The 25718-nt window shown below is 60.6% G+C and carries 23 protein-coding genes and 1 pseudogene; 15 read left to right on the top strand and 9 right to left on the bottom strand.

All coding sequences use genetic code 11. The annotated features are described in order from the left end of the window. Positions 1-755 precede the first annotated feature (755 nt). On the top strand, positions 756-1370 hold the full coding sequence (locus BLX89_RS09375; RefSeq protein ID WP_075290370.1) for a TerC family protein: 615 nt from the start codon (positions 756-758) through the stop codon (positions 1368-1370). 78 nt (positions 1371-1448) lie between these two features. Here the strand turns inward: BLX89_RS09375 and BLX89_RS09370 are convergent, their stop codons facing one another. Next, positions 1449-2153 carry an SDR family oxidoreductase gene (locus tag BLX89_RS09370; protein ID WP_075290369.1) on the bottom strand — a complete coding sequence of 235 codons (705 nt, stop codon included), beginning with the start codon at positions 2151-2153 and terminating at the stop codon, positions 1449-1451. A 155-nt stretch (positions 2154-2308) separates the two neighbouring features. Here BLX89_RS09370 and BLX89_RS09365 point away from each other — a divergent pair, with 155 nt between their 5' ends. From BLX89_RS09365 to BLX89_RS24230, 5 genes are all read left to right on the top strand, one after another. Then, positions 2309-3544 (top strand): MFS transporter, encoded by a 1236-nt coding sequence (locus BLX89_RS09365; protein WP_075290368.1) that lies wholly within the window; start codon positions 2309-2311, stop codon positions 3542-3544. 112 nt (positions 3545-3656) lie between these two features. Next, a complete protein-coding gene (locus BLX89_RS09360) occupies positions 3657-3920 on the top strand; it encodes a hypothetical protein (protein WP_143523560.1) in 264 nt (87 codons plus the stop codon). 163 nt (positions 3921-4083) lie between these two features. After that, on the top strand, positions 4084-5490 hold the full coding sequence (locus tag BLX89_RS09355; protein WP_075290366.1) for a multicopper oxidase family protein: 1407 nt from the start codon (positions 4084-4086) through the stop codon (positions 5488-5490). Positions 5491-5572: 82 nt separating this feature from the next. Beyond that, positions 5573-6718, top strand: coding sequence for a ribonuclease D (rnd, locus tag BLX89_RS09350; protein ID WP_075290365.1), 1146 nt, complete (start codon positions 5573-5575; stop codon positions 6716-6718). Between the two features lie 187 nt (positions 6719-6905). Next, a complete protein-coding gene (locus tag BLX89_RS24230) occupies positions 6906-7247 on the top strand; it encodes a hypothetical protein (RefSeq protein ID WP_143523559.1) in 342 nt (113 codons plus the stop codon). Positions 7248-7389: 142 nt separating this feature from the next. On the opposite strand, the gene BLX89_RS09345 is transcribed toward BLX89_RS24230, so the two are convergent. Continuing rightward, the gene (locus tag BLX89_RS09345; RefSeq protein WP_075290364.1) at positions 7390-7797 is read right to left on the bottom strand and encodes a DUF2000 family protein; all 408 of its coding nucleotides are present in this window, start codon (positions 7795-7797) and stop codon (positions 7390-7392) included. Here BLX89_RS09345 and BLX89_RS09340 point away from each other — a divergent pair. Both BLX89_RS09340 and BLX89_RS09335 read left to right on the top strand, forming a co-directional pair. Beyond that, positions 7796-8701, top strand: a complete 906-nt coding sequence (locus BLX89_RS09340; protein WP_245292787.1) for an AraC family transcriptional regulator — start codon at positions 7796-7798, stop codon at positions 8699-8701. The two genes, BLX89_RS09345 and BLX89_RS09340, sit on opposite strands and share 2 nt — an antisense overlap. 231 nt (positions 8702-8932) lie before the next feature. Next, the gene (locus tag BLX89_RS09335; protein ID WP_075290363.1) at positions 8933-10291 is read left to right on the top strand and encodes an esterase-like activity of phytase family protein; all 1359 of its coding nucleotides are present in this window, start codon (positions 8933-8935) and stop codon (positions 10289-10291) included. 77 nt (positions 10292-10368) lie between these two features. Here the strand turns inward: BLX89_RS09335 and BLX89_RS09330 are convergent, their stop codons facing one another. The 5 genes from BLX89_RS09330 to BLX89_RS09310 all read right to left on the bottom strand — a co-directional run bounded on the left by BLX89_RS09330 (position 10369) and on the right by BLX89_RS09310 (position 17486). Continuing rightward, positions 10369-11691 carry a calcium-binding protein gene (locus tag BLX89_RS09330; protein WP_158025947.1) on the bottom strand — a complete coding sequence of 441 codons (1323 nt, stop codon included), beginning with the start codon at positions 11689-11691 and terminating at the stop codon, positions 10369-10371. A gap of 167 nt (positions 11692-11858) precedes the next feature. Continuing rightward, the gene (gene ppx, locus BLX89_RS09325; protein ID WP_075290362.1) at positions 11859-13379 is read right to left on the bottom strand and encodes an exopolyphosphatase; all 1521 of its coding nucleotides are present in this window, start codon (positions 13377-13379) and stop codon (positions 11859-11861) included. Positions 13380-13391: 12 nt separating this feature from the next. Beyond that, positions 13392-15590 carry an RNA degradosome polyphosphate kinase gene (locus BLX89_RS09320; RefSeq protein ID WP_075290361.1) on the bottom strand — a complete coding sequence of 733 codons (2199 nt, stop codon included), beginning with the start codon at positions 15588-15590 and terminating at the stop codon, positions 13392-13394. Positions 15591-15654: 64 nt separating this feature from the next. After that, on the bottom strand, positions 15655-16341 hold the full coding sequence (gene hdaA / locus BLX89_RS09315; protein ID WP_075290360.1) for a DnaA regulatory inactivator HdaA: 687 nt from the start codon (positions 16339-16341) through the stop codon (positions 15655-15657). Positions 16342-16349: 8 nt separating this feature from the next. Beyond that, entirely contained in the window at positions 16350-17486 is a 1137-nt protein-coding gene (locus BLX89_RS09310) for an AI-2E family transporter (protein ID WP_075290359.1), read from the bottom strand. 227 nt (positions 17487-17713) lie between these two features. On the opposite strand from BLX89_RS09310, the gene purM reads away from it, so the two are divergent. Further along, the gene (purM, locus tag BLX89_RS09305; protein ID WP_075290358.1) at positions 17714-18784 is read left to right on the top strand and encodes a phosphoribosylformylglycinamidine cyclo-ligase; all 1071 of its coding nucleotides are present in this window, start codon (positions 17714-17716) and stop codon (positions 18782-18784) included. Further along, a complete protein-coding gene (purN, locus tag BLX89_RS09300) occupies positions 18781-19407 on the top strand; it encodes a phosphoribosylglycinamide formyltransferase (protein WP_075290357.1) in 627 nt (208 codons plus the stop codon). The genes purM and purN overlap by 4 nt, the downstream gene beginning before the upstream one ends. Positions 19408-19435: 28 nt before the next feature. Here purN and BLX89_RS09295 read toward each other — a convergent pair whose 3' ends face one another. Next, positions 19436-20332, bottom strand: a complete 897-nt coding sequence (locus tag BLX89_RS09295; RefSeq protein WP_075290356.1) for a branched-chain amino acid ABC transporter permease — start codon at positions 20330-20332, stop codon at positions 19436-19438. A gap of 67 nt (positions 20333-20399) precedes the next feature. Between BLX89_RS09295 and BLX89_RS09290 the strand changes: the two genes are divergently transcribed. From BLX89_RS09290 to BLX89_RS09280, 3 genes are all read left to right on the top strand, one after another. Next, positions 20400-20960, top strand: a complete 561-nt coding sequence (locus tag BLX89_RS09290) for a CGNR zinc finger domain-containing protein (protein ID WP_075290355.1) — start codon at positions 20400-20402, stop codon at positions 20958-20960. 269 nt (positions 20961-21229) lie between these two features. After that, entirely contained in the window at positions 21230-21655 is a 426-nt protein-coding gene (locus BLX89_RS09285) for a hypothetical protein (protein ID WP_342587591.1), read from the top strand. A gap of 78 nt (positions 21656-21733) precedes the next feature. Beyond that, the gene (locus BLX89_RS09280; RefSeq protein ID WP_075290353.1) at positions 21734-23155 is read left to right on the top strand and encodes a hypothetical protein; all 1422 of its coding nucleotides are present in this window, start codon (positions 21734-21736) and stop codon (positions 23153-23155) included. A gap of 78 nt (positions 23156-23233) precedes the next feature. On the opposite strand, the gene ndk is transcribed toward BLX89_RS09280, so the two are convergent. Beyond that, positions 23234-23656, bottom strand: coding sequence for a nucleoside-diphosphate kinase (ndk, locus tag BLX89_RS09275; protein WP_075290352.1), 423 nt, complete (start codon positions 23654-23656; stop codon positions 23234-23236). Between the two features lie 209 nt (positions 23657-23865). Here ndk and BLX89_RS09270 point away from each other — a divergent pair. Together BLX89_RS09270 and BLX89_RS09265 are read left to right on the top strand one after the other, a co-directional pair. Further along, a pseudogene (locus BLX89_RS09270) lies at positions 23866-24381 on the top strand (DinB family protein). Between the two features lie 306 nt (positions 24382-24687). Continuing rightward, positions 24688-25623 (top strand): omptin family outer membrane protease, encoded by a 936-nt coding sequence (locus BLX89_RS09265; RefSeq protein WP_083637393.1) that lies wholly within the window; start codon positions 24688-24690, stop codon positions 25621-25623. The last annotated feature ends 95 nt before the right edge of the window (positions 25624-25718 follow it).

Here is a 25718-nt window from a genome sequence, read left to right as displayed (position 1 = left end):
CCGCAAACTCGTCATTCTGGCAAACGCTGTCCTTGCCCGTAACACCGCATGGACACCAAAATACTCACATGCATGAAACATGGTTGCTCCCCGCAGGCGGGGAGAAGGGATATGCCGCACTTACTCCCATCCATTGCCTCTCCTGCACCAAAAGCCACGCGATGCGCCGGGGCATCCGTGGGGATGGAATCATCTGCTGCCCGGCAAGCCGGATCGGACGGGGCGCCGCGGGGTGCCTCATCTTAGTTTTATAATATGAGTTTTATAATATGACGCCTCGCGGCGCCCCGTTCGGTGTCTTGGCACGACAACTCCGGTTCCTCTGCAAGGACGGCACCCCTTTCGGTGGGACTTAAAGTCAGGAGGCATTTGCGCCACCAGCCATCCTCTTGTGTGCCGCACAGGCACGCCCCGCTCTCTTTCAAGCGAGAGGGAAACCATTTTCTGCCGCGTCCTGATATCCGGCCCGCGTTTCAGCCACATATCAGGGCACCGGTCCCGCCTCGCCGGCAACGCGCTCCGGTGTATCCGTGGCGGGACGGCATTAGTTTAGGCTGCCAAGCCCAGGCGAGGATTTGCGGGGATGGAATTTTATTCGCAACGACGAAAATTTGCGCCAGGCGCCTAGTCTAAGCCTTTTCGGCAGTTTCCGTCTGGATAAGCCTGTTGCTTCGTCTATTTGGCTGCTAGAGCGCTTGCGCCAAAACCGATCACGACCGGAGAGGGTCGAGACGTCACGTCCAGGGGTAAGAGGAATGGATATTTTTACCGCGGCCGGTTTGACCGCACTTCTGCAGGTCATCGCAATCGACCTTGTACTGGCGGGCGACAATGCCGTGGTCATCGGCCTCGCTGCCGCCGGCCTGGAACCCGACCAGCGCAAGAAGGCCATTCTTGTCGGCATTCTGGCTGCAACCGTGCTGCGCATTGCCTTTGCGACCGTCGCCGTGCATCTGCTGGCGATCATCGGCCTTTTGCTCGCCGGCGGCCTGCTGCTGCTCTGGGTCTGCTGGAAGATGTGGCGCGAACTGCGCGCCGGACACGGCGACGAAGAGGCGATAGCAAACCAGAACGCGCCGCGAAAGACCTTCTTCCAGGCAGCAACCCAAATCGTCGTCGCCGACGTCTCGATGTCGCTCGACAACGTTCTGGCAGTGGCCGGCGCAGCGCGCGAGCATCCGAGCGTGCTGATCGTCGGGCTGGGGCTTTCCATCGCGCTAATGGGTTTTGCGGCCAACTTCATCGCCCGCCTGCTCGGCAAGTACCACTGGATCGCCTATGTCGGTCTCGCGATCATCCTCTATGTCGCGCTCGACATGATCTATCGTGGCTCAGTGGAAGTGTGGCCCTACGTGCACGCGGCAATGTGAGTGTACGGCAAGACGCTGAACGATATTGAAGGCCACCGGATCGCTCCGGTGGCCTTTTGCTTTGGCAGTTATCTGAGCTCAGACCGAACGCATCAGGCCGCCATCGACCTTCAGGCTCTGGCCGGTGATGTAGCCGGCGCCTTCAGAGGCGAGAAATGCGATGGTGGCGGCGATTTCGGCGCTGGTGCCGTAGCGCTTCATCGGCACGCTGTTGCCGCGCTCCTCCGTCATCGGCAGGCTGTCGATCCAGCCCGGCAGGACATTGTTCATGCGCACGTTATCGGCGGCATACGTATCGGCAAACAGCTTGGTATAGGCAGCGAGACCCGCGCGGAACACGGCCGATGTCGGGAACATGGCGGACGGCTCGAACACCCACGCCGTGGAGATATTGATGATCGCGCCGGATTTCTGGGTCTGCATGATCGGCGCGACAAGACGGACGGCGCGGATAACGTTCATCAGGTAGACGTCCATGCCGGTGTGCCATTGTTCGTCGGTAATATCGAGCAGGGCGGCGCGGGGTCCATGGCCGGCGCTGTTGACGAGAACGTCGATGCGGCCCCATTTTTCCATCGTGGCATCAACCAGGCGCTTCAAGTCATCGTTCGACTGGTTGGAGCCGGTGACGCCGAGGCCGCCGAGCTCATTGGCCAGCGCCTCGCCCTTGCCGGAGGAAGAGAGGATGGCGACCTTGAAGCCGTCCGCGGCCAGCCGCCGCGCAGCTTCCGCGCCCATACCGCTGCCGCCCGCGGTGATGATTGCCACTTTTTCCACTGACATCGCATAGGCCTTTCGCTTCTTGGATCATGATTGTCGGCCGTTGAGATAGCACTGCGTCGTCTGGGCGCAAAGACCGTTCTCGACCTCCCCAGATTTCGCCACAGACTGTCGATTTCATCGCTACCAATCCGGATGCCATTGGGCATAGTTCCGCCATGTCGCAGATCCGTCCCCTGATTCCCCTTCTCGTCACCGCCGGCATCCTCATCGGAGGCAACGGCCTGCAGGGAACCTATATTTCGCTGAGGGCACTGAACGAGGGCTTTTCGACGTCGCTGATCGGACTTGTCGGCACAGGCTACAATATCGGCTTTGCGATCGGCTGTATTTACGTCACGCGCATCCTGCGCTCGATCGGGCATATCCGCACATTTTCGGCCATGGCGGCGATCGCCTCGGCCGCCTCGATCGCCATGGTGCTGCTGATCGATCCCTGGTTCTGGTTTCTGATGCGGCTGGTGGCGGGCGTGTGTTTTGCCGGGCTGTTCGCGACGGTCGAAAGCTGGCTTAACGCCCGCGTCACCAATTCCAACCGGGCGCGCACCCTGTCGATCTACAGGCTGGTCGATCTCGGCTCGGTGACGGCGGCGCAGTACATGATCCCGACCGTGGGGATCGAAGGCTTCCAGCTCTTCGCGATCATCTCCATGGCGCTGACGCTTTCACTGGTGCCGATCTCCTTTGCCGACCGCTCCAGCCCGGAGGCGCCGGAGGCAATCCGCTTCGACGTGAAGGCCTTGTGGAACATTTCGCCGCTGGCGACGATCGGCTGCATCGTCGTGGGGCTGACGAATTCGACCTTCCGCTCGCTCGGGCCGGTCTATGCCGAGGGCATCGGGCTTTCGATCACGGCCATCGCCACCTTCATGAGCATCGGCATCATCGGCGGCGTGGTGCTGCAATATCCGCTGGGGCTCTATTCCGACCGGCTCGACCGGCGGCTGATCATCCTCGTCGCCACCTTCGGTTCGTTGATCTCCGGCCTGTTCCTCGCCTTTGTGGCGGGATCGAGCGAGTGGTTGAACTTTGCCGGCATCTTCGTCTTCGGCGCCTTTGCCATGCCGCTCTATTCGCTCTGTTCGGCGCACGCCAACGACCACGCGGAGGAAGGCCAGCATGCGCTGGTGTCTGCGGGCATGCTCTTCTTCTGGTCGCTTGGCGCGATCATCGGACCGCTCTTCGCATCCTTCATGCTCGATCTCTTCGGTCCGCAGGCGCTGTTCGTCTACACCGCCGTCGTGCTCTTCGGCTTCATGGTCTACACGCTGCAGCGCATGACGGCGCGGGGGCCGGTGCCCGCCGGGGAAAGGTCGATGCGGTTTCGCAATTTGCTGAGGACATCGACGTATTTCTCGAAACTGGCCTCCCGGAGCGACGATCCCACAAAATGAAAGCGGAAACAGCGAGATTTTTCTCCGATCCGGTATATCGAAGGAACAACAAACCGTTTCAGCCGTTCGCCCCTCGTTGAACTCATAAAGAAGTCCCTCGGAGGAAATGAACGTGTTGAAACTTATGACGCTTGCCGCTGCTGCTACCATCGCCCTGTCTTCGGCAAGCTATGCCCAGACCGCGATGATGCCGATGACCTGTGACACAGTAAGCATGGAAAACCTGAGCGCGGACGTGCAGAAGGCCCAGGATGAAGCACAGAAGTCCAGGGCGCAGGCCGCAGTGGGCGACGCGACCGTCGCGATGCAGGCAGGTAACGTCGAAGCCTGCGTTGCCGCCATGCAGAAGGCCCGCATGGAAATCGACAAGAAGTAATATTTCAGGCATTCCTGAAAACGAGCCCGTGACGATGTCGCGGGCTTTGTCGTTTCAGTCACGCCGTTTGAAGGTCCTGCGGCAAAATTGCTTTGGCGGGGCGATTGCTGAAGGCAGACCTCAAGTTTAAAAGGGCGATGTCGCAGTCTCCCGAGGTTTGATCATGCCGCTCCTTTCCCGCCGCACGCTCCTGAAGGGGTCCGCTGTTGCCGGAGCGTCCTTTGCGATCGGCGCGGGCTTTGCGGCACGGCCGGGGATCGCCCTGGCGACGCCGGTAACGCTCAAGGCGCAGTTTACGGATGCCGCGATCGCCAGCGACGGCGTGACGCAGAAAATAATGACCTACGGACTTGGCGAGACACCCGCAGATGGCATGCCGCCGGTTCTGAGGATGAGGAAGGGCGAGCCCTTCGCGGCTCGCCTCGTCAACGGCCTGGATGAGCCGACCACCGTGCACTGGCATGGGCTTCGGGTTATCAACGCGATGGACGGCGTGCCGGAGATGACGCAGCCTTACGTCTATCCCGGCGACGGCTTCGACTATGCCTTCACGCCGCCGGATGCCGGCACGTTCTGGTATCATCCCCACTGCAACACGCTGACCCAGATGGGCCATGGCATGACAGGGGTGATCGTCGTGGAAAACCCGGACGATCCGGTTTTCGATGCGGAGGTGGTGCTGAACCTGCGCGACTGGCGGCTTGGCAAGGGCGGTGCGTTCATCGCCCCGTTCAAACCGCGCGATGCGGCCAAAGGCGGCACCTACGGCACCGTGAGGACGGCAAACTGGCAGCAGGCACCGACTTATGAGGCGCCGGCGGGCGGATTGGTGCGCCTGCGGATCGCGGCGACCGATGTGACGCGCATCTACACGATCGGACTGGAGGGCGGCGCCGGGATGGTGATGGCGCTTGACGGCAATCCGGTCGAGACACCCTTTCTCCTCGACCGGCTGGATTTCGGGCCGGGGCAGCGGGTCGAACTCGTCGTGCGTATGCCGGACGAGGAAGGACAGAGCCTCACCCTCGGCAACTTCCGCGGCTCATCGCCCTGGACCATTGCGACGTTGAAGGCCGTGGGTGGCACGTCGCTGAAAAGGGACCTGAAGGATGTGAAGGCGCTGCCGGCCAACCCCATCGCAGAGGCCGATCTTTCGACCGCCACCCGCATACCGCTCGATTTCACGGCGACCGCAGAGCACAAGGCAATGCCAAGCATGTGCGGCTCGCTCGGCTACACCTTCTGGGCGATCAACAAGGTCCCGTGGCAGGGCGATACACCTGATCCGGTCGCCCCCCTCTCCGACCTCAAGCTAGGGAAAAGCTACGTTTTGCAGGTGCGCAACCGCACACCGCATGCCCACCCTATCCACCTGCACGGCCTGAGCTTTCGCGTGCTTTCCTCCAACAAGCGCGCCTTCCTGCCGCCGCCGACGGACACGATCCTGCTGCAGCCGGACGAGCAGGCCGAACTTGGACTTGTTGCCGACAATCTTGGCGATTGGTTGCTGCACTGCCATATCATCGAGCACCAGAAGACAGGCATGTCGGCTTATTTCCGGGTGCTCTGACTTTTTCATTGTGAGGGCTGTCATGAAGCGATACATCGGGAAATCTTTTGCGCCCGATTTTCGCCACAGTGATTGAAGCCTGATGATTGTTACCACCTCCGACCTTGCCGCCGCCTGCGAACAGCTTGCAAAGGCGCCCTACATGACCATCGACACGGAGTTTCTGCGCGAGACCACCTTCTGGCCGCAGCTCTGCCTGATCCAGATGGCTGGCCCCGATATCGCCGTGATCGTCGATCCCCTGGCGGACGGTATCGATCTCAAGCCCTTCTTCGAACTGATGGCCAATCCGGACGTGACCAAGGTATTCCATGCCGCCCGGCAGGATATCGAAATCATCTACAATCTCGGCGGCCTCATTCCGCATCCGATCTTCGATACCCAGGTTGCCGCCATGGTCTGCGGCTTCGGCGACAGCGTGTCCTATGACCAGCTGGTGAGCCGTATCAAGGGCGTTCACATCGACAAGTCCTCGCGCTTCACCGACTGGAGCCGCCGACCGCTTTCGGAAAAGCAGCTGGACTATGCGCTGGCGGACGTGACCCACCTGCGCGACGTCTATATCTGCCTCAAGGAACAGCTGGACCGCGAAGGCCGCACGCTCTGGCTTTCCGACGAAATGGCGGTGCTGGAAGCGAAGGAAACCTACGATCTGCACCCGGACGACGCCTGGCAGCGGCTGAAGATGCGGCTGAAGAAGCCGATCGAGCTTGCCGTTTTGCAAAAGGTTGCCGCATGGCGCGAGCGCGAGGCGCGGGCGCGCAACGTGCCGCGTGGTCGCATCATCAAGGATGACGGGCTTTATGAAATCGCCCAGCAGCAGCCGAAGGATGCGGAAGCCCTGAGCCGCCTGCGCACGATTCCGAAGGGCTGGGAACGATCCGCCTCCGGCGCGGCGATCATCGAGGCGGTGAATGCGGCGCTGGCCATCCCCAAGAACGAGATGCCGCGTCTTCCCAAGCAGCAACAATCGCCGGAAGGTGCGGCCGCAGCGATCGAACTCCTGAAGGTTCTCTTGAAGCTGATCGCTGAAAAGCAGGGCGTGGCTGCCAAGATCATCGCCAACAGCGACGATCTCGAACGGATCGCCGCCGAAGGTGAAAACGCCGAGGTCGAAGCCTTGAAGGGCTGGCGCCGCGAATTGTTTGGCGATACCGCGCTGAAGCTGATCAGCGGCCAGGTGGCGTTGCGGTTCGTCGACCGCAAGATCGAGGCCGTGGAGCTTTAGATCCGCCAGACTGTTTCTGTCTCCCATCTGTATCCCTGGCAGCATCGCCCCATTGTCGCGCCGCCAGCGGATTAATGTCGCTTGCTAAAGGACATGCGAAGGCGCATGGTCGTGCCTTCGGTAGCAAATTACACAGGCGCTGCCGCTTGAGGGTCAGATGCCCTCGCCTCAACCGAAGGAGGACGGCATGTCTTCCCATCCCCATCAAAACTTTCTGCAATCGCTGTCTCTAAGAGCGGTCAACCGCTCCGCGGAGGTGTTACCGGAGTTTGCGAAAAAACTCCTGAAACCGCCGACATCCTTTATGTCCGGACGTTTTGATCCCCGCACGGAAAACAATGCAGACAGCGCCGAAACACCGATACTGATTGATAAAAGATGGCGGCTGAGCGCCCGGTTGCGGCGTTATCCGCCAGCCGGAATAGCGGTTTACAACTGGCATGACGGACCGGGCGCGTGGTGGAGGTTCTTGAAACCCGACCAGCCCGATTCGCACCCTTCCGTCGAAGAGGGGAGGCCGAATGTATAAGGGCGTAACCTTTCGTGACGCGATCACCCTTTATCTGATCAAATCGTCCCTGCTCCTTTCATTTGCGATTGTGGCCTACCTGACATGGAACTCCGCGCCATAGCGCATGCGACCACGGTTATGGAAGAGAGCCCGGGTTCCCTCAGGCGTGCAGCTTTGCTCCCTTGGTGATTCGGTCGACGGTCTTCTTGTCGGCATGAACGGCGATGCCGACGACCTTTGCTGTCTGCGGGCCAAACTCTGCAAAGACAGCGCGGTTGGCCGCATCATGGCCTGTCGAAAACATTTCCTCGATATAGACGGACGCCGGCACCTCGCGTTCCAGCGCGCGGGCATGGATTTTCGAAAGCGTCGCGCCATCCGCCGATAGAACGATGATCGGCTGGACGCTGAGCGCGTTGTAGACATTGCCGCTTGCATCGCGGTAGGCTTCGCCGATCAAATCCGGCTTCTGACCGATGATGCCGCTCGACAGGAAAGCGGTGACATTCAGCTTCTGCCAGACTTCCAGATCCTCGCGCAGGATGACGGCGAACTTGGTATCGAACATGCAGGTTTACTCCGATGAAAAGGCTGTAGCGAACGCCTTAGCAGGCGCCGTCGAGGCGCCGCTTGAACGTTCGTGCGCGGCGAGCGACAGGATCGTCGTGGCACCGGACCTTGCCGGCATCGAGCGCATCGAGGCGCGTTTTCACGGCAAGGGGTTCGAGCCCCACCGGCACGATACCTATGCGCTGGGCGTCACCATGGCCGGCATCCAGACCTTTCGCTATCGCGGCGAGGAACGCTTTAGCCCGCCCGGAAACGTGATCGTGCTGCATCCCGACGAGTTGCATGATGGCGGCGCGGGGACGGACGACGGCCTGACCTATCGCATGATGTATATCCCGCCGGAGCTCTTTTTGCCGGTGACGGCGGAGCGCGGACGCACCCTGCCCTTCGTCGCGTCACCTGTCGTCGAGGATCCCCGGCTGGCGCGGCTTCTGCTCGAAGCCTTCGGCAATGACACGATCGAGCCGTTGAAATTCGACGAACTGGTCGAAGAGATCGCCAGTGCATTGCTCGACCATTCCGGCGCGGTGCAAATGCGAAGCGGCAGGCTGGCCCGGCCCGAGGTCTTGCGGGCTTGCGACTTCCTGCGGGAGAACCTGTCACGACAGGTGAGCTCGTCCGAGCTGGAAGACGTCACGGGGCTCGACCGCTTTGCGCTCTCGCGACAATTCCGCCAGCTTCTGGGGACCAGCCCTCACCGCTACCTCGTGATGCGCCGGCTAGAGCGGGCAAAGGCGCTGATTGCTATCGGAGAAAACATTGCCGAGGCGGCCTTTGCGGGCGGATTTGCCGATCAGGCGCATCTCAACCGGCATTTCAAAAAGTCGCTCGGCATGACTCCGGGCCGGTTTGCGGCCTTGGCCGGACGCCACAGTCGACGCGATCAGCCGCCCGGTTCATGAACGGCCGGCCGTCTGGACGACGTACTGTCTCTCCGAAACTCTTTATAAGATTATTCTTTTCAAACACTTGTGCGAATAGATCACTCAACCACATCGTCAAGGGCGGTGTGCGTTCCCTTTAATGACCTCCGTCACGAAAGCTTCATTCCACCGTCAAGCAAACATCAAGCAACCGTCATCAAGCGGCCCTATCGGAAGCGTGTCTCGTCAACCGAACCCGAGGGGAAACCTATGAAGAACATCCTTCTGGCCTCCGTGGCCTTCACGCTTGCTTTTGGAACTGCGGCTCAGGCCGAAGAAGCCGTTTTCCCGGCAAAGCTCGTCAGCCACGCCATCCTTCCGGCCAACACCATCATCCCTGCTCCGGCAGATGCCACCGAACACCTCAAGACCTCCGGCAAGTTCACCACGCCGGACCGCCGTCGCGCGGTCGAGCTCGGCAGCGTTCCCGGCAAGGATGGCGTACGCCTCACTGGCCTTTCGCTTCCCTTCGACGGCCAGCCGATGCAGGGCTTCTCCGGCATCAAAACCATGGCCGACGGCACCTTCTGGAGCCTTTCCGATAACGGCTTCGGTTCGAAGATGAACTCTTCCGATGCCATGCTGATGCTGCACAACATCAAGTTTGACTGGGAAGCTGGCAAGGTCGAGGCGCTGAAGACCGTGTTCCTGTCCGATCCCGACCGCAAGGCCCCCTTCCCGATCGTCATGGAAGGTTCCGACAAGCGCTACCTGACGGGCGCCGATTTCGACGTCGAATCGATCCAGCCCGTGGCCGACGGCTTCTGGGTGGGCGAAGAGTTCGGCCCGAACCTCCTGAAGTTCGACACCGAAGGCAAGCTGACGGACGTTATCCCGACAGTGGTTGACGGTAAGCCGGTGATGTCGCCGGACAACGCGACACTTACCCTGCAGGCCGATCCGTCGAAGCCCGTTCCGGCTTTCAATCTCAAGCGCTCGGGCGGCTATGAAGGGCTTGCCATGTCGAAGGACGGCAGCAAGCTGTACGGTCTGCTGGAAGGGCCGATCTGGATCGATGGCGAAAGCGTCGAGCAGGCAGAAGACCGCCCGGCCCTGCGCATCATCGAGCTTGACGTTGCTTCCAAGGCCTGGACCGGCCGCAGCTGGCTCTATCCGCTGGCCGAAGGCGGCGAAGCGATCGGCGACTTCAACATGCTGGACGAGACCACCGCTCTGGTGATCGAGCGCGACAATGGCGCAGGCACGGTGGACAAGGCTTGCGCCGACGCCAAGAACCCGCAGCCTGACTGCTTTGCCGTCGGCTCCAAGGTCAAGCGCATCTACAAGATCGAGATGAACGACGCCAATGTCGGCAAGGCCGCGCGCAAGATCGGCTACATCGACCTGCTCAAGATCGCTGATCCGGACAACAAAAAGCGTCAGGGCGGCGGCGAAGGCTTCTACGACATGCCGTTCGTCACCATCGAGAACGTCGACCGTGTTGACGACACCCACATCGTCGTCGGCAACGACAACAACCTGCCGTTCTCTGCCGGACGCGCAATCGACAAGGCGGATGATAACGAGTTCGTGCTGCTGGAAGTCGGTGAATTCCTGAACGCGAAGTAAGCAGCGAGCAAACGAAAATGGCGGCTCCGGTCATCCTCTCCGGAGCCGCCATCCTGTAAATACCAAGCCGCCTTAACTCAGAGGATGAAATAGCCCTTCAGCATCGTCACGGCATCATCGAGATGAATGGCAAAGTCGGCCTTTTTGTTGCCGTCGAGGTCGCCGTAGATATAGGTATCGGACGCCTTCTTCTCATAACGCAGCTCCCCGGCCTTCCCGGAAAAAGCCCTGGTTTCGATAAAGCTAAAGGCCTGGTTGCCGGCGGCTTTCGTGCTGGCATCCATGTCGGAGAGATCGATTTTGTCGCCTGCGGCGCCGGAAAAGTCGAAAATCGTATCGCGGTTTGTCGTGGACACGGTGCTTTCGAGAAAGCTGGCATAGATAAACGTATCCTTGCCGGTGCCGCCATAGAGGTCATCGGCGCCCGAACCGCCGTAAAGTTTGTCGTCGCCGGCCGCACCGTTCAAAAGATCGGCGCCGAGATTGCCCTCAAGGGTGTTGGCGCTGCTGTTGCCATACAGCTTGTCGGCAAACCGGCTTCCCGAAACGGCTTCGATCGATGAATAGGTATCTCCGGCAGCCTCGTTGGTGTTGAGCGAAGGCTTGGCGAGATTGACGGTCACCGCCTTGGCGGAATTGTCGTAAAGCGCCGTATCGAAGCCGCTGCCACCGAACAGCCGATCGGCGCCGAGGCCGCCCACCAGAAGGTCGTTGCCGGCGCCGCCATCAAGCAGGTCGTTGCCGGCCGCTCCGACCAGGGCATTGGAACTGCCGTTTCCGTAAATCTTGTCGGCATATTGGGTTCCGAGAAGATTTTCGATGGAGGAATAGGTGTCGCCCTTGGCATCGCCTGTGTTGGCGGACGGCTTGGCGAGGCTGGCGGTAACGCCGGCCTTGGCAAAGAAGTAGCTGCCGGTATCGCTGCCGGAACCGCCCACGAGCTTGTCTGCGCCAACGCCGCCTTCCAGGAGGTCGTCCCCCGCCCCACCGTTCAGCGTGTCGGTGCCCACGCCTCCGAGCAATGCGTCGTCATGTTTTGTGCCGTTGACCGTATCGTTGCCGGAGAGAAGCAGAGACAGGAACACGGCGCTCTGATCCTTAAAGATGGCATCGCCGACGCTTTTTGCGGAAACCTTCCAGCCCGTGACGGAGAAAACCGAAACGTTGTTGAAAACGACCTTGAGGCCTGTGACCGTGCCGCCGGTCACAGCGGTTATCTCGCCGGATTGCACCTTGTAGGTGAGGCCTGTGCCGGTAAACAGCGAATAGTTCTTGGAGTCGTCGTAGAGCTTCAGCTGCGTGCGCGACCATTGCGCATGGTCGTATTCAAGAAAACTGGACACTTCGAGAAGCGACATATCGACGCCGCCGGTAATATCGCTGAAATTAATCGTGGCCATGAAAGCAACCTCAAAAAAAATCGCCAACATTGATGGGTCGGCGGTTAATATTCCGGGGCGCAAGATGCCGCAATACATCCCTCAGCGCAACAAGCGCTCCTAATATTCAGTATTGCGAATATACAGCTGAATATTTTCCGGCAAGGACGCAGAACGGATGTAGGGCGCTACTGGAAACGGAAGCCGATCCTCTTTCCCGTCAGCCGTGCAAGCTGCTGAAGGCGGCCGTCGAGGCGTTCTCCGGCAAATTCGCCGTAGGCTTCCGGCACGATGAACTCATAGTCGAGGTCCGGTACCTTGGCGGCGCGGATATCGAGATTGCGCACCACGCCCGGCATGGACGCCGAAAACAGATAGGCGACACGCAGGATGCCGCCCAGGAGCTTCGCCAGTTCGCGAAGCCTCGGCGTGGCGATCGCCGTCAGCGGGCTTGTCGCCTCGTCATCCGACAGGCCTTCGAAGCGGTAGTAGTTGGCAAGCGCGATATAGGCACGGCCGGCATGGGTGATGCCGGAGAAGGTGCTGTGGGCAATGATATTCAGGGCCTGCAGGCCGCGATAATCGGGATGGGCGCGCCAGCTGATGTCGGCAAGCAGACAGGCAGCCTGACGGTAGCGGCTTTCCTCGTCGGTTTCCATGACGCCGAGCTTGCCGAGCATGTCGCCGCTCCAGTCGGCGAGTTCGCGGGCGTGCTCGGGCGACCGGGCACGCAGGATGGCAAGTTCGCCGGCGGCGGCCAGCAGCGGGTCGCTTTTGCGGACGGAATCCGACAGCAGGGAAAACAGATAACCCTCGCGCACGCCAAGAGCCGAGAAAGACACCCGCGCCGGCTTCATGCGGATGATCGCCTCCTGCATAGCGATGGCACCGTAGGGCAGAAGCGCACGACGGCTCTTGGAGATCGCCGCATAGGCAGGAGCCTTGGGGTTCTTCGGCTCGACCACGTCGGCAAGCAGGTTTATCGCTTCATCGAAGGAGATTTCGTAGCCCTGCATCATGTGCAGCGGATAATCGCGCAGTTCCATGTGCAGTTTGGCGATGGAGCGCCATGTGCCGCCAACCGCATAGAAGGTGCGACCCTCCGCGTTTTTGAGAACCTCGGCCTTGTCCATGAAGCTGCGAACGTAGCTGCGTGCCTGAACGAGCGAACCCTGGGCATGTTCCGACAGTCGGATACCGCCGAGCGGCAGGGTGATGCCCTTGCCTATCTTCGTGCCGAGAACATCGACAAGCTCCAGCGAACCACCGCCGAGATCGCCGACGACGCCATCGGGATCGTGATAACCGCTGACGATGCCGAGCGCCGAGAAGTACGCCTCCTCCTCGCCGGTGAGCACGCGGATCTTCTGACCGAGGATGAGTTCGGCACGCCGTATGAAATCGGGGCCATTGGAGGCGTCGCGGGCGGCAGCCGTGGCCAGAACGAAGGAGGTCGAGGCCCGCGCCTGCCGGGACAGCGCCTTGAAGCGGTGCAAAGCCTTGAGGGCGCGTTCCACGCTATCGGCATCCATGCGGCCGGTGGCATCGATACCCTTGCCAAGACCGCACATGACCTTTTCATTGAAAAGCACGGCGGGCGAGCGGTTCAGACCTTCATAGATCACCAGCCGAATTGAGTTAGAACCGATATCCACGACGGAGACCGGGGCTATTCCAGGCAGACGCCCCTGGGCTTCAGATTCGACCATGCAATTCCAGTTTTACTTTCCGCGGCCGCTCTTCCAGCCGGCAATGACCTTTGGCGCGCTCGATTTCAGGGCCTCGCCCCGGCCCGAGAGGCTGGGGTTGGTCATGAAATAGAGCTGTGCATTGAACGGCTCCGAGTTCTTCGCGACATCCATGCGACGCGATGTGCCGTCGCTGAGGATTTCGTAGCTCTGCTGGTTATCGATGAGATTACCCAGCATGATCTGCGACAGAACCTGTTCATGCACGGTCCGGTTGGTTAGAGGCACAAGTGTCTCTACCCGCCGGTCCAGATTGCGCGGCATCATGTCCGCGGAACCGATATACACAAGCGCACGCTCGGAGGGAAGCCCGTGGCCGTTGCCAAAGCAGAAGATGCGGGAATGTTCAAGGAAGCGGCCGACGATCGATTTTACGCGGATATTGTCGGAAAGGCCGGGAACCTGCGGACGGAGGCAGCAGATGCCGCGGATGACCAGATCGATCTCCACACCGGCGCGGCTGGCACGATAAAGCGCGTCGATAATGTCGGGGTCGACCAGCGAGTTCATCTTCATCCAGATGGCGGCCGGACGGCCGTCGCGGGCGTGAACGATCTCTTCCTCGATATGCTGGAGGATGCGTGGACGAAGCGTGTGCGGAGATGCCGCCAGTTGCATGCCGGCTTCCGGCTCGCCGTAGCCGGTGATGAAGTTGAAGATATTCGCCATGTCGTGGGCAATCGCCGGATCGCAGGTGAAATACGACAGGTCGGTATAAATCTTCGCCGTGATCGGGTGATAATTCCCGGTGCCAAGATGGCAGTACGACCGAAGCTTGCCTTCCTCACGTCGCACGACCAGCGACATCTTGGCGTGGGTCTTGAGTTCGATGAAGCCGAAGACGACCTGCACGCCGGCGCGTTCAAGGTCGCGTGCCCAGCGGATGTTGGCTTCTTCATCGAAGCGGGCCTTGAGTTCGACCAGCGCGGTGACAGACTTGCCGGCCTCGGCCGCATCGATCAGCGCACGCACGATCGGGCTGTCGTTGGAGGTGCGGTAAAGCGTCTGCTTTATCGCCACCACGTCAGGGTCGCGCGAAGCCTGGAGAAGAAACTGGACCACCACGTCGAACGATTCGTAGGGGTGGTGGACGACCATGTCCTTTTCGCGGATGGCGGCGAAGCAGTCGCCGGCGTGTTCGCGGACGCGTTCGGGAAATCGGGCATTGTACGGCTCGAAGCGCAGGTCCTCGCGCGGCGCCTTGGTGATTTCCGACAGCGTGTTGAGGGCAAGCAGACCCGGCAGGACGGCGACGCGATTTTCGGCAACGCCGAGTTCGGAAATGACGAAACGGCGCAGCTCCAGCGGCATTTCCGAATCGATCTCGATGCGGATGACGGAGCCGCGACGACGGCGCTTCAAGGCCGTTTCGTAAAAACGGACAAGATCCTCGGCCTCTTCTTCAACTTCGATATCACTGTCGCGGATGATGCGGAAGGTGCCGGAACCCTTGACCACATAGCCCGGGAAGAGTGTTTCGATGAACAGGCCGACGGCATCTTCAAGGGTGATGTAGCGGATAGTCGACTTGACATCGGGCAGACGGATGAAGCGGTCCAGCGCGACCGGCAGACGCAGCAACGCGGTCATCGGCTCCCTGCCCGTCTTGCTGTCGAGTTGGAGGCCCATGCTGAAGCCGAGGTTCGGAATGAAGGGGAACGGATGCGCCGGATCGATCGACAGCGGCGTCAGCACCGGGAAGATCGACTGCTCGAACTCGTTCTGCAGCCAGACGCGATCCTGCCCTGAAAGCGAAACCGGGCGCACGATCAGAATGTCTTCCTTGGCGAGATATTGCTGCAGGACGGCGAGCGAGGCCTGCTGCTCCATCTGCAGATTGTCGATTTCCTTGAGGATGCCCTCGAGTTGCTCGACGGGTGTCTTCCCATCCGGGCTGCGGACGGAAACGCCCTGCCGAACCTGACCTTCGAGGCCGGCGACGCGCACCATGAAAAATTCATCGAGGTTGGCGGCGGAGATCGACAGGAAGCGCACGCGCTCCAGAAGCGGATGCGCCGTGTTCAGCGTTTCTTCGAGAACGCGGCGGTTGAACTGGAGCCAGGAGAACTCGCGATTGATAAAGCGCTCGGGGCTGTTCATGAGATCGATCGCCTCTTCAACAGGCTCGATCGGAGCTACCGCGTTCGCTGCCGATTCCGTCGTGATGTCCATGGTCCCTACCCCTCTTGCGAAATGCTTTTGCAGCTATCCCAGTTTGACGACGTAACTGTGACAGTCAATCATGTTGACTTGCCTTTCCAAGGCCCTCGATCACTTCGGCGGCGAGCGTCCGGGTGATGCGCGTGCCCCGCGCGAGGGCCAGATGATCCAGTTTTTCCACCACTTTCTGGGCGGCGTCCAGCGAGCGCTCCATGCGGGCGACGATATAGGCGACCAGCTTGTCGTCTATGAAAAGCTGGCGATCGGCGAAGAGCTTGACGAGGACCTGCGCCAGAAGCTCGTCATCCGGCTCGCCGATCTCGACGACGGTCGCGGCCTTGAGGCGAGACCGCAGGTCCGGAAGCTCCACCGGCCAGGACATGGGCCACAGACGGCTGGTGATCAGCAGATAGCTGCCGTTTTCCCGAACACTGTTGATGACGTGAAAAAGCGCCGTATCGTCAAAGCCGCGCCGATCGGCGTCTTCGAACAGCACGGCATTGGCCGCCGCAATGACGGATGCGTCGCTGCCGGCGGTGGGATGGATATCGACAGCTTCGCTTTTTTCGCGCCAGATGCTGGCGAGATGCGATTTGCCCGAGCCGACGGGGCCCGCCAGGATGACGACCGGGGACGGCCAGTTCGGCCAGTTGTCGACGATCGATATGGCCGCGCTCAGGGGATCGGAGACGAGCAGATCATCCCGTCCGGTTTGCGGTTCATGCCCGAAGGCGAGCGGCAGCTGTTCTGACTTGCGGATCATGCTCAGTCTCACTCCGGAAGATTGTGTTCCGGTTCGACTTTCAAGGTGGCGTCATGGCCGCGATAAAGCGCGCTTTGAAGGTAGCGCTCGATGCCGAAGCGGACAAGCACGCCGATGGCGGCGGCGGCGGGTACCGCGATCAGCAGACCGACAAAACCGAAGAGCGCGCCAAAAGCCAGTAGCGCGAACATGAGCCAGACCGGATGAAGGCCGACGCTTTTGCCGACGAGGCGCGGCTGGAGGATATTGCCTTCCAGAAACTGGCCGGAGAAAAACACCGCGAGGACAAGCGCGATCGGCGTAAATTCCGGCCAGAACTGCACCAGCGCCACACCGAGTGCCAGAACGAGGCCGACCATGGACCCCACATAGGGAATAAAGCTGATCATGCCCGCAAAGAAGCCGATGAGCAGGCCGAAATTGAGACCGACCAGCGAGAGAAGGATACCGTAGTAAAGGCCAAGGATGATACAGAGCGAGCCTTGGCCGCGGATGAAGCCGGCAATGGTCGCGTCCATGTCGCGAGCGATCCGGCGCACTGTCGCGACATGATCGCGCGGCACCCAGCTGTCGACTTTGGCGACCATGCGGTCCCAGTCAAGGAGCATATAGAAGGCGACGACCGGGGTGACGATCAGGAGCGAGAGGATATCGAGAAGGGCTACGCCGGAACTCCATATCTGCTGGAAGAGCGTCACCACGAAGCCGGCACCCTGCTCAAGGATTTTCATCGCATTCTGTTTGATGGAACCCATCTGGCCCGCCACCCAATCGGGCACCAGCCGCGAATTGGCGTCGAGCAGAACCTCCTGAAGACGGCTCGTGTAGCCCGGCACCTTCTCGATGAAATCAGCCGCTTGCGAGGCGATGATCGGGATGATGATCACAAGCGCCAGAATGAAGATGACGACGAAACTGATCAGGATGACGATGGTGGCCATCAGGCGGCTCAAGCCACTGCGCTCCAGCCAATCCGCAATGGGATCGAGGAAATAGGCAAGCGCCATGCCGGCGAGGAAAGGCAGAAGGATGGAACTGAAGACGGTCAAGAACGCGACGAAGGCGAGGAAACACAGGGTCCAGAAGACGATCTGCCTCTGAAGCGCCTTGCCGCCCTGGATTTGCGTGGTGCCATGGTCGCTCATGATGTTTTCCAAATGTCCGCGCGCGCCGTACCATCCGCCGCATCCCGCTGAAGGAAATAGGATGTGCTGCCGACCGGGGTCAACCCTGCGGCAAATTTCGTTGCGGGATATGGGCAAAACGGTGAAAAAACGGCCTTTCGCGGGCTAATATGCTTGCGCTTGGCCAGCACCCATGCCAATCGCAACCGGATACGGCCCATGCGGGCAAGCCAGCGGAGATTTAAGCCATGAGCGAGGCGGGTAAGAACGGTCTGACCTACAGCGACGCAGGTGTCGATATCGACGCCGGAAACCTGCTGGTCGAAAAGATCAAGCCGCATGTGCGCTCCACGCGCCGCCCCGGCGCCGATGGCGAGATCGGCGGCTTTGGCGGGCTGTTCGACCTGAAGGCGGCGGGTTTTACCGATCCGGTTCTGGTGGCCGCCAATGACGGCGTCGGCACCAAGCTGAAGATCGCCATCGATGCCGACAAACACGATACGGTCGGCATCGATCTCGTGGCCATGTGCGTCAACGATCTCGTGGTACAGGGCGCCGAGCCCCTGTTCTTTCTCGACTATTTCGCGACCGGCAAGCTCGACCCGGACCAGGGTGCCGCGATCGTCGGTGGCATCGCCGATGGTTGCCGTCAGGCCGGCTGCGCGCTGATCGGTGGCGAGACGGCAGAGATGCCCGGCATGTATTCCGGCGGTGATTACGATCTTGCCGGCTTTGCGGTTGGCGCGGCCGAGCGCGGCCAGCTTCTACCATCAGGCAATATCGCAGAGGGCGACGTGATCCTCGGTCTCGCTTCTTCCGGCGTGCATTCCAACGGCTATTCGCTGGTGCGCAAGATCGTTGCCCTTTCCGGCCTCGCCTGGGATGCGCCGGCGCCGTTTGGCGAAGGTACCCTTGCCGACGTGCTGATGACCCCGACCAAGATTTACGTGAAGCCGCTTCTGAAGGCGATCCGCGAGACCGGTTCGATCAAGGCGCTCGCCCACATTACCGGCGGCGGTTTCCCGGAAAACATTCCGCGCGTGCTGCCGAAGCATCTGGCCGCCGAAATCGATCTCGGCGCCGTGAAGGCACCGGCCGTGTTCTCCTGGCTTGCGAAGACCGGCGGTGTTGCGGCCAACGAAATGCTGCGCACCTTCAACTGCGGCGTCGGCATGATCGCCGTCGTGCCTGCCGAAGAGTCCGAGAAAGTTGCGGCGGTGCTGACGGCGGAAGGTGAAACAGTCTTCACGCTCGGTCGCATGGTGGCCCGCGAGGAAGGTGCCGCCGGCACGATCTACAAGGGCACGCTCGCCCTATGACATCTGCAGTCCGCAAGCGCGTTGTCGTCTTCATCTCCGGCAGCGGATCGAACATGGTTGCGCTTGCCAAGGCGACGGGAGACCCGGATTTTCCGGCCGAGATCGTCGCGGTGATTTCCGACAAGGCGGATGCGGGCGGGCTTGCCAAGGCTGAGGCGTTGGGCATTCCGACCATGAGCTTCGTGCGCAAGGATTTTGCCAGCAAGGACGCCCATGAAGCTGCGATCCTGGATGCACTCGATGCGCTTTCGCCTGATATCATCTGCCTGGCCGGCTATATGCGCCTCTTGTCCGGCAACTTCATCAGCCGTCATGAAGGCAGGATCATCAACATCCACCCCTCCCTGCTGCCGCTCTTCCCCGGGCTCGATACCCATCGCAGGGCGATCGAGGCAGGCCACGACAAGGCCGGCTGCACCGTGCATTTCGTGACGGAAGGCATGGATGAGGGCCCCGTCATCCTGCAGGCTGAAGTTCCTGTTTTGGCGGGCGATACGCCGGAGGCGCTGGCTGCGCGCGTGCTGACCGTCGAGCACCAGAGCTATCCCGCAGCACTCAGGCTTCTCGCCGAAGGCAAGGTGCGGATGGAAGGCGGCAAGACCGTGCGGGCTGACGCCGATTAGAGTTCGGTTGTCTTTCGGCAAAAACGGATCAAGGCTGCAACTTCTCCTGCCGCGTCAGGACCAGCAGCAGCACCAGAAAACCGAAGATCGCAAAATCGCGCCAGAGGATCGGCCCGTAGCCGCTCCACATGGTTTCGGCCAATCCCATCAGGGCTCCACCGGCGGCAGCGAGAATGGGGGTCGCCTGACCGCCGATCGCGGCGATGAACAGGATTTTCACCCCGAAAACGAGACCTGCCCCGAAATCCATCGTGCCGTAATAGGCGGTTGCCAGCACGCCGGCGATCGCGGCCAGCAAAGCGGATGCGCCATAGGCCATGACGAAGATGCGGGCGGGATCGATGCCGCAAAGGGCGGCGGCCTGCCCATCATCCGCCACGGCCCGCCATTGCCTGCCCCAGGCGGACCGTAAAAGGACGAGCTGCCCCGCTCCGACAAGACTGAGCAGCGTGGCGGTGTTGATGACCTGGATCAGCGTCAGCGTGACCGGGAAACGAGCGTCATTCCAGAGAACCAGCGGCGTGCTGAGAAACGGGGGCAGCCAGAGCGCCCGCGTATCGGCGGCAAGACGCGATATCTCCATGAGCACCAGCGCCAATCCCAGAGAGACGACCACGACCGTATTCGGCGAGAACAGAACGACGCGGCGCATGACGGTGCGGCCGAGAAAGATGCCGGTGCCCGTGGCATAGAGCAGCGCCGCCACGGCCCCGATCGCCAGCGATGCCGGCAGGACCAGCCACAGGCGATTGTAGGCGAAATCTGAAAACAGCAGCAGGATCTGGCCGGAAAAACCGAAAAGCGCGCCGTAGGTGAGATCCGCGCGCCGGGTGACGGCAAAGGCAATCGCGTAACCGAAGGCGAGCAGCGCATAAAGCGCTGCCACCGGCACGGCATTGGCAAGCTGCTGCAGGAAATAGGCCATGGCGGTTTCCGTTGTCGTTCAGAAAATCATAACTTGTAAAATGGCTTTTACCAGTTAGAATTTTGCCATGACCTTTTCCTGGACCCCTCACCGCTTTTCCGGCGGCGCGTTGGCGCTGGATGTCGCAAACTCCGTCGTGCTGCGTTTCGATCAGCAACGCCGCATCGACCGGTTTGCCGACACTGCTGCCATGGATACCTTCGCCGAAGCGGCAAGCCGGCTTTGCGGCGAGAGGCAATCCTTCGGCACGCTGACGCCAACGGCACCGGAGCGGCGCCCCCTTTTGCTGGCGCTTCGGGAAACCACAGATCAACATTTTCGCGCGCAGGCTGATGGCGAGGGATCGGACATCCTGCTAGCCGATCTGCTCAATGCCATTGCCGCTGCCCTGCGCGGTGGCCAGCGCCAGGCAAACGGATTTATCGCCCTCGAGGCGGCTGCGGCGCATTCGGCCTTGCGGCTGGTATCGGAAACGCATGACGGGCGGCTGAAGGTCTGCCCCAATTGCCAGTGGCTATTCATTGATCGCAGTCGCAACCGCAGCCGCAGCTGGTGCGACATGGCGATCTGCGGCAACCGTGTGAAGGCCAGCCGGCATTACCGGAAACAGAAGGAGGCAGGGCCATGAAAGGAATGTTGCTTCTCAGCAAGCTGCACCCCCCTCTGCCCTGTCGGGCATCTCCCCCTCAAGGGGGGAGATTGGCTGGGGTTAGCCTCTCGCACCCGATCTCCCCCCTTGAGGGGGAGATGTCGGCACAGCCGACAGAGGGGGGTATTGCTCCAGGCTCAAGATACGCGTCGCCTCCCGGCAACCGAATACATTTGAGCCTCTTCGCGACAATATTGCTTGCACTCCTTGCCCTGCCTGCCTGCCAACGGGAAACCGGGAATGAGCCGTTGCAGCTCACGGGAAAGATCTTCGTGTTCAACTACCGGCTGGCCTATGCGACATACATGGTGACGCTCGACAAGAAGGAGCCCGTGCCAGAGGGCAGCATCGTCGTGGCGAGCTTCGAGAACCCGGCTGGCGGCGAGCCGCTGACGATGGAGCGCAAGGTTTTTGCAAAGCAGACGAAGATCGTGCTGGAAAGCCCGGACGTGACCTGCGTGCGCAAGGAAAAGCCCTATTCGGTGACAATCGAGCTTAAGAGGCCGGATGGCGACCTGTTGCAGACGATAAAGACAACAGTCACCTCCAAACTGGATCAGGATGTGCTGCCGGCCAAGCCGCTGGTCATCGGCCCGGCCTACGACAAGAACCCCGAGATGTTCAAGGACGGCAAGACGCTGGTCCGCATAAAGCCCCCCTCCTGCAACTCCTGACCGACAACGCATTGCCCGACGATTGTCGCGGGGGTATCTTGACGCACAGCATCCCAACAGCTGCTGCGAGCGACGATCATGATGCGCTTTGTTCTTGCCTTGACCCTTGCAGTCACGCACTCCGCCCCTGCCCTCGCCCAGAGCGCCTGTGCGGATGCGATCGAGACGCTGGCCGATATCGTGATCGACGGGCGTGCAGACGTTCCCCGGCTGGCCGCCCGGCGCTATGGCACGCAAGCGGCTTTTCTGAAAATTCGTTATGGCGAGCTGCCGGCCGGAGAGACGGAGGCGCTTCTGACAACACTTCAGGACGCGGGCGCCATCGAATCCGACCAGCTGGCGGCGACATGGACGATCCACCAGCATGGTTATGCTGCCGCCAAACGGAAGTTCGATGCCAAGACGCTGGGGCTTGCGATGTCCTCGACCGGCATTTCCGTCATGCGGGCCATGCTCTTGTCCGACGACGGCGCCGAACTCGTGGTGACGGAAATGGCCGCCTTGCCGAAAGAGAGGCAGCCGCTGGCCGCCAAGTCCGCAATGATGGCCGCGATCGACCTACCCGATGACAAGAAGGCCCGCATTGTCGAGGTCGCCGAACGACACGAACTCTGGTTTCTGGCAGCGACCTTTGCCGCTATCCAAAGCGACGTGACAGCCTGGAAAAGCTTTGCGGAACGGCAGGAAAAGCGTGGAGGACTTGACGACCTCTCGACGGCCATCAGTTGGGCGCCCGCTTTCGTCGGCAATCCCGCCTTGCCACGGGGCGCATACGACAAGCCGGAATATGCCGAACAGCGCAAGATGGTCCACGACGTCATGATCACCGCGGCGCTTGGGCCCGAACGGGACTTTCTCATGACCTTCCTCAACCAGACAGGCATGATCGAGCCCACCGCCGCCGTTTCCAAGCAACTGCGTGAGGATATCCTTTCCGGCAAGTTGAACCGCAAGGGCACATTTGACGATGTCTGGCTCTCTGCCTATCGCGCCCTGCTGAAAGCAACCGCTCAGCCGGATATGGTTGCGACCACGTTTGAAAGTATCCCTTTCTCGCTTGGCCGCTACCTGCGGACATCCGAGGGATTTTCGGTGCGGGATGTCGTCGACCGGCTGATGGCCGTTGAAACGCTGACGCCCTATGTGCAGGCCAAGGCCGACGATCCACCGCCCGTACCGGTGGAGCTTTCCGCCAAGATGGCCGGAGAATGGGCGAACTGGAGCAGCGCGGCGCAGATGATCAGGGGTGACGCGCCATCGCCCGAGCCGACGGCCGACCCCGCCATGCTTGGCATTTCCGCCGAACTTCTGTTTGGAAAGGGCGATGAAAAGAAGCTCACGGAGTTCATTGCGTCCGCACCGGCAGGCGAGCCGAGAGTGGCGCTGGCCAATGATTTCGCCGCCCGGCTCGATCGCAAATGTGCATCTTACCTCTGGCATCCCAGCGAAGCCGTGCTTCTTGCAGGACAGCAGATCTACAAATTCGACACGCCGAAATAAAAAAGCCGGAGCGCTGACGCCCCGGCTTTAAAACTTTATGCTTTAAACAACTTCAGGCCAGAGCCTTGAGGAATTGAATCAGCCGACGATTTCGGTGTCGGAGAACCAGTACTTGATTTCCTGGGCAGCGGTTTCCGGAGCATCCGAACCGTGAACCGAGTTTTCGCCGATCGAAAGGGCATGGGTCTTGCGGATGGTGCCTTCCTCGGCGTTTGCCGGGTTGGTCGCGCCCATGATTTCGCGGTTCTTGAGGATGGCGTTTTCGCCTTCGAGAACCTGAACGATGGTCGGGCCGGAGGTCATGCCGTCAACGAGTTCGCCGAAGAACGGGCGTTCCTTGTGAACGGCGTAAAAGCCTTCGGCTTCGCGCTTGCTCATCCAGACGCGCTTGGAGGCGACGACGCGCAGGCCGGCGTCTTCGATCATCTTGGTGATCGCGCCGGTCAGGTTGCGCTTGGTGGCGTCCGGCTTGATCATCGAAAAGGTGCGTTCAATCGCCATTTTTTATCTTCCCTTTGTTTCCGTGGAGTGGGTGTTTTCCGTGGATTTGGCGCGTCAATAGCCGCCAATGCGCCGCAAAACAAGGGGGGCTGCCGGATTTCGGCCGCGCAGGCATATCGCAGAACCATAATCAGCAAATTTCATCGGTGACATCAGCCCAAACGATGCGATCTTCGACTATGATCCCGGAAAACCAGGGAGAAAGCCGAATGCGCGACCACTACCGGATGATGGCGGATTACAACAAATGGGCAAACCGGCTTGTCTAGGAGGCGGCGTCCGCTCTGGGCGACAGCGCGTTTCGCGAGGACAAGGGCGCGTTCTTCGGCTCGCTTTGCGGCACGCTCAACCATCTGCTCGCGACCGATCGGATCTGGATGCGGCGCTTTACAGGCACGGGCGATGCACCAAACCGGCTTGACGCCGTATTGCATGGAGACCTTGCCCCGCTTGCCGAAGCCCGGCGTGCCGAGGACGAACGGATCATTGCCTGGGTGGAGAGCCTATCGGAAGAGGACTTGCAGGGCACCATAACCTACACGCCCGTCAGCAATCCGACACCTGTATCGCAGAAACTTTCACCGGCGATGGCTCACCTCTTCAACCACCAGACCCACCATCGCGGGCAGTGCCATATGATCCTGACGGCGCTTGGTCGCCCAAGCCTGTCCCTCGATCTCGCCTTTTTCCAGCGGACGCCCGAGGGACGCAAGCATGCTGGCTAGGTGATGTTCCCCGGCTGCCCTCGCCGCAAACATCCCTGTGCGAATGCGACGGCGGTGCGAAGGCCGCGCTGAAACCAACTGATTCCTGTGCCAACTATTGCGAAGGTTGCAGACAGCTATCGACCAGGACGGCAGGATGTATATTTGGTCCACCTCGTCGTGGCTTTTCCGCATCTTGCACGGCTGAACGGGCAGTGCTTCAGCCCTATTCTGTTCATTTTAGGGCGTATCTGTCCCGCTCTCTTGCCGAATAAAGGTCAAGCCGTACCAATCGCCGCACTCTCATTTCCATGCGGCGGATTGCTAATGCGTATTTCTCTTCTCTCCTTTGCCTGTCTTCTTGCCTCGACCAGCATCTCACTGGCCGATGAGGCCAGCTTCGACGATGGCCGCTTCACCTTCGGCGGCTCCGTCGGGTTGATGAACATCAATGCGACCGAGCATGTATACCTGGGTGCCGACAAGGCCAGTCTGCTCGAATGGGAAAGCAAGGGCGTCGTGCTCTACAGCGCGACGGCGGCGGCGTTACTGACGCCGGAATGGTCGTTGAAGGCGACGGTCGATATCGGCACCAATGGCGATGGCCATATGGTCGATTACGATTGGGTGCCCGGTTTCTACATCGACCAGAGCATGGATGGCTGGAGCGATCGCTCGATAAGCCCCGATACCCGGCTCGCGCATTACTTCGCCGGCTCCATCGAGATTGCCCGTCAAGTCTATTCGGATGACAGCAACAGCCTCGGCATCAATGCCGGCTTCAAATACTCCGACGTGAAATGGAACTCTTACGGCGGCACCTATATCTACAGCGATCAGGCGACACGCGACGATATCGGCGTGCTGCCGGATGGACTGGGTATCAGTTACCGCCAGAAGATACCGGTCGCTTTTGTCGGCCTCGACGGCTCCACACAAATGGATCGCTTCACGCTTTCCGGGGGGGCGAAAGGTGGCTTCACCTTCGGTATTCAGGATATCGACAATCACTGGCTGACCCAATCGCAGACGCATGACGATATGGATCCCGCGCCGGTCGTGATGCTGAATGTGGAGGCTGCCTACAAGGTGACCGAAACGGCGTCGTTTTACATCGGCGGTTCCTACGAAAAGGTCTTCCACAGGCGTGGCGACATGCGCCAGATGGACACCGATACCGGTGCAATCACAAACTACAAGAATGCAGCCGGCGCCTCTTTCGAGACAATGGCCGTGAAATTCGGACTGAAAGGTACTTTCTGAATCTTTTCGCTTCCGCGCAACTCCCGCCCCGCCAGAGCTTGCGCCTTCTGTCGGCGACGGCGAGCGGCAAAACCTTGCCGCTCGCAAACAGGCTG

It is taken from the genome of Pararhizobium arenae (assembly GCF_001931685.1).
Lineage (GTDB): Bacteria > Pseudomonadota > Alphaproteobacteria > Rhizobiales > Rhizobiaceae > Pararhizobium > Pararhizobium arenae.
The sequence above is the reverse complement of the archived record's forward strand: the minus strand, read 5'-3'. Positions and strand labels throughout refer to the sequence as shown.

Excerpts from the sequence above, each read along its gene's own strand:
- BLX89_RS09295 (WP_075290356.1), bottom strand. The coding sequence starts at position 20,332 with ATGGCCTATTTCCTGCAGCAGCTTGCCAATGCCGTGCCGGTGGCAGCG.
- purN (WP_075290357.1), top strand. The coding sequence starts at position 18,781 with ATGACATCTGCAGTCCGCAAGCGCGTTGTCGTCTTCATCTCCGGCAGC.
- BLX89_RS09265 (WP_083637393.1), top strand. The coding sequence starts at position 24,688 with ATGCGTATTTCTCTTCTCTCCTTTGCCTGTCTTCTTGCCTCGACCAGC.
- BLX89_RS09365 (WP_075290368.1), top strand. The coding sequence starts at position 2,309 with ATGTCGCAGATCCGTCCCCTGATTCCCCTTCTCGTCACCGCCGGCATC.
- BLX89_RS09340 (WP_245292787.1), top strand. The coding sequence starts at position 7,796 with ATGCAGGTTTACTCCGATGAAAAGGCTGTAGCGAACGCCTTAGCAGGC.
- BLX89_RS09320 (WP_075290361.1), bottom strand. The coding sequence starts at position 15,590 with ATGGACATCACGACGGAATCGGCAGCGAACGCGGTAGCTCCGATCGAG.
- BLX89_RS24230 (WP_143523559.1), top strand. The coding sequence starts at position 6,906 with ATGTCTTCCCATCCCCATCAAAACTTTCTGCAATCGCTGTCTCTAAGA.
- BLX89_RS09335 (WP_075290363.1), top strand. The coding sequence starts at position 8,933 with ATGAAGAACATCCTTCTGGCCTCCGTGGCCTTCACGCTTGCTTTTGGA.
- BLX89_RS09290 (WP_075290355.1), top strand. The coding sequence starts at position 20,400 with ATGACCTTTTCCTGGACCCCTCACCGCTTTTCCGGCGGCGCGTTGGCG.
- hdaA (WP_075290360.1), bottom strand. The coding sequence starts at position 16,341 with ATGATCCGCAAGTCAGAACAGCTGCCGCTCGCCTTCGGGCATGAACCG.
- BLX89_RS09370 (WP_075290369.1), bottom strand. The coding sequence starts at position 2,153 with ATGTCAGTGGAAAAAGTGGCAATCATCACCGCGGGCGGCAGCGGTATG.
- purM (WP_075290358.1), top strand. The coding sequence starts at position 17,714 with ATGAGCGAGGCGGGTAAGAACGGTCTGACCTACAGCGACGCAGGTGTC.
- BLX89_RS09345 (WP_075290364.1), bottom strand. The coding sequence starts at position 7,797 with ATGTTCGATACCAAGTTCGCCGTCATCCTGCGCGAGGATCTGGAAGTC.
- BLX89_RS09355 (WP_075290366.1), top strand. The coding sequence starts at position 4,084 with ATGCCGCTCCTTTCCCGCCGCACGCTCCTGAAGGGGTCCGCTGTTGCC.
- ppx (WP_075290362.1), bottom strand. The coding sequence starts at position 13,379 with ATGGTCGAATCTGAAGCCCAGGGGCGTCTGCCTGGAATAGCCCCGGTC.
- ndk (WP_075290352.1), bottom strand. The coding sequence starts at position 23,656 with ATGGCGATTGAACGCACCTTTTCGATGATCAAGCCGGACGCCACCAAG.
- BLX89_RS09280 (WP_075290353.1), top strand. The coding sequence starts at position 21,734 with ATGATGCGCTTTGTTCTTGCCTTGACCCTTGCAGTCACGCACTCCGCC.
- BLX89_RS09375 (WP_075290370.1), top strand. The coding sequence starts at position 756 with ATGGATATTTTTACCGCGGCCGGTTTGACCGCACTTCTGCAGGTCATC.
- rnd (WP_075290365.1), top strand. The coding sequence starts at position 5,573 with ATGATTGTTACCACCTCCGACCTTGCCGCCGCCTGCGAACAGCTTGCA.
- BLX89_RS09310 (WP_075290359.1), bottom strand. The coding sequence starts at position 17,486 with ATGAGCGACCATGGCACCACGCAAATCCAGGGCGGCAAGGCGCTTCAG.
- BLX89_RS09330 (WP_158025947.1), bottom strand. The coding sequence starts at position 11,691 with ATGGCCACGATTAATTTCAGCGATATTACCGGCGGCGTCGATATGTCG.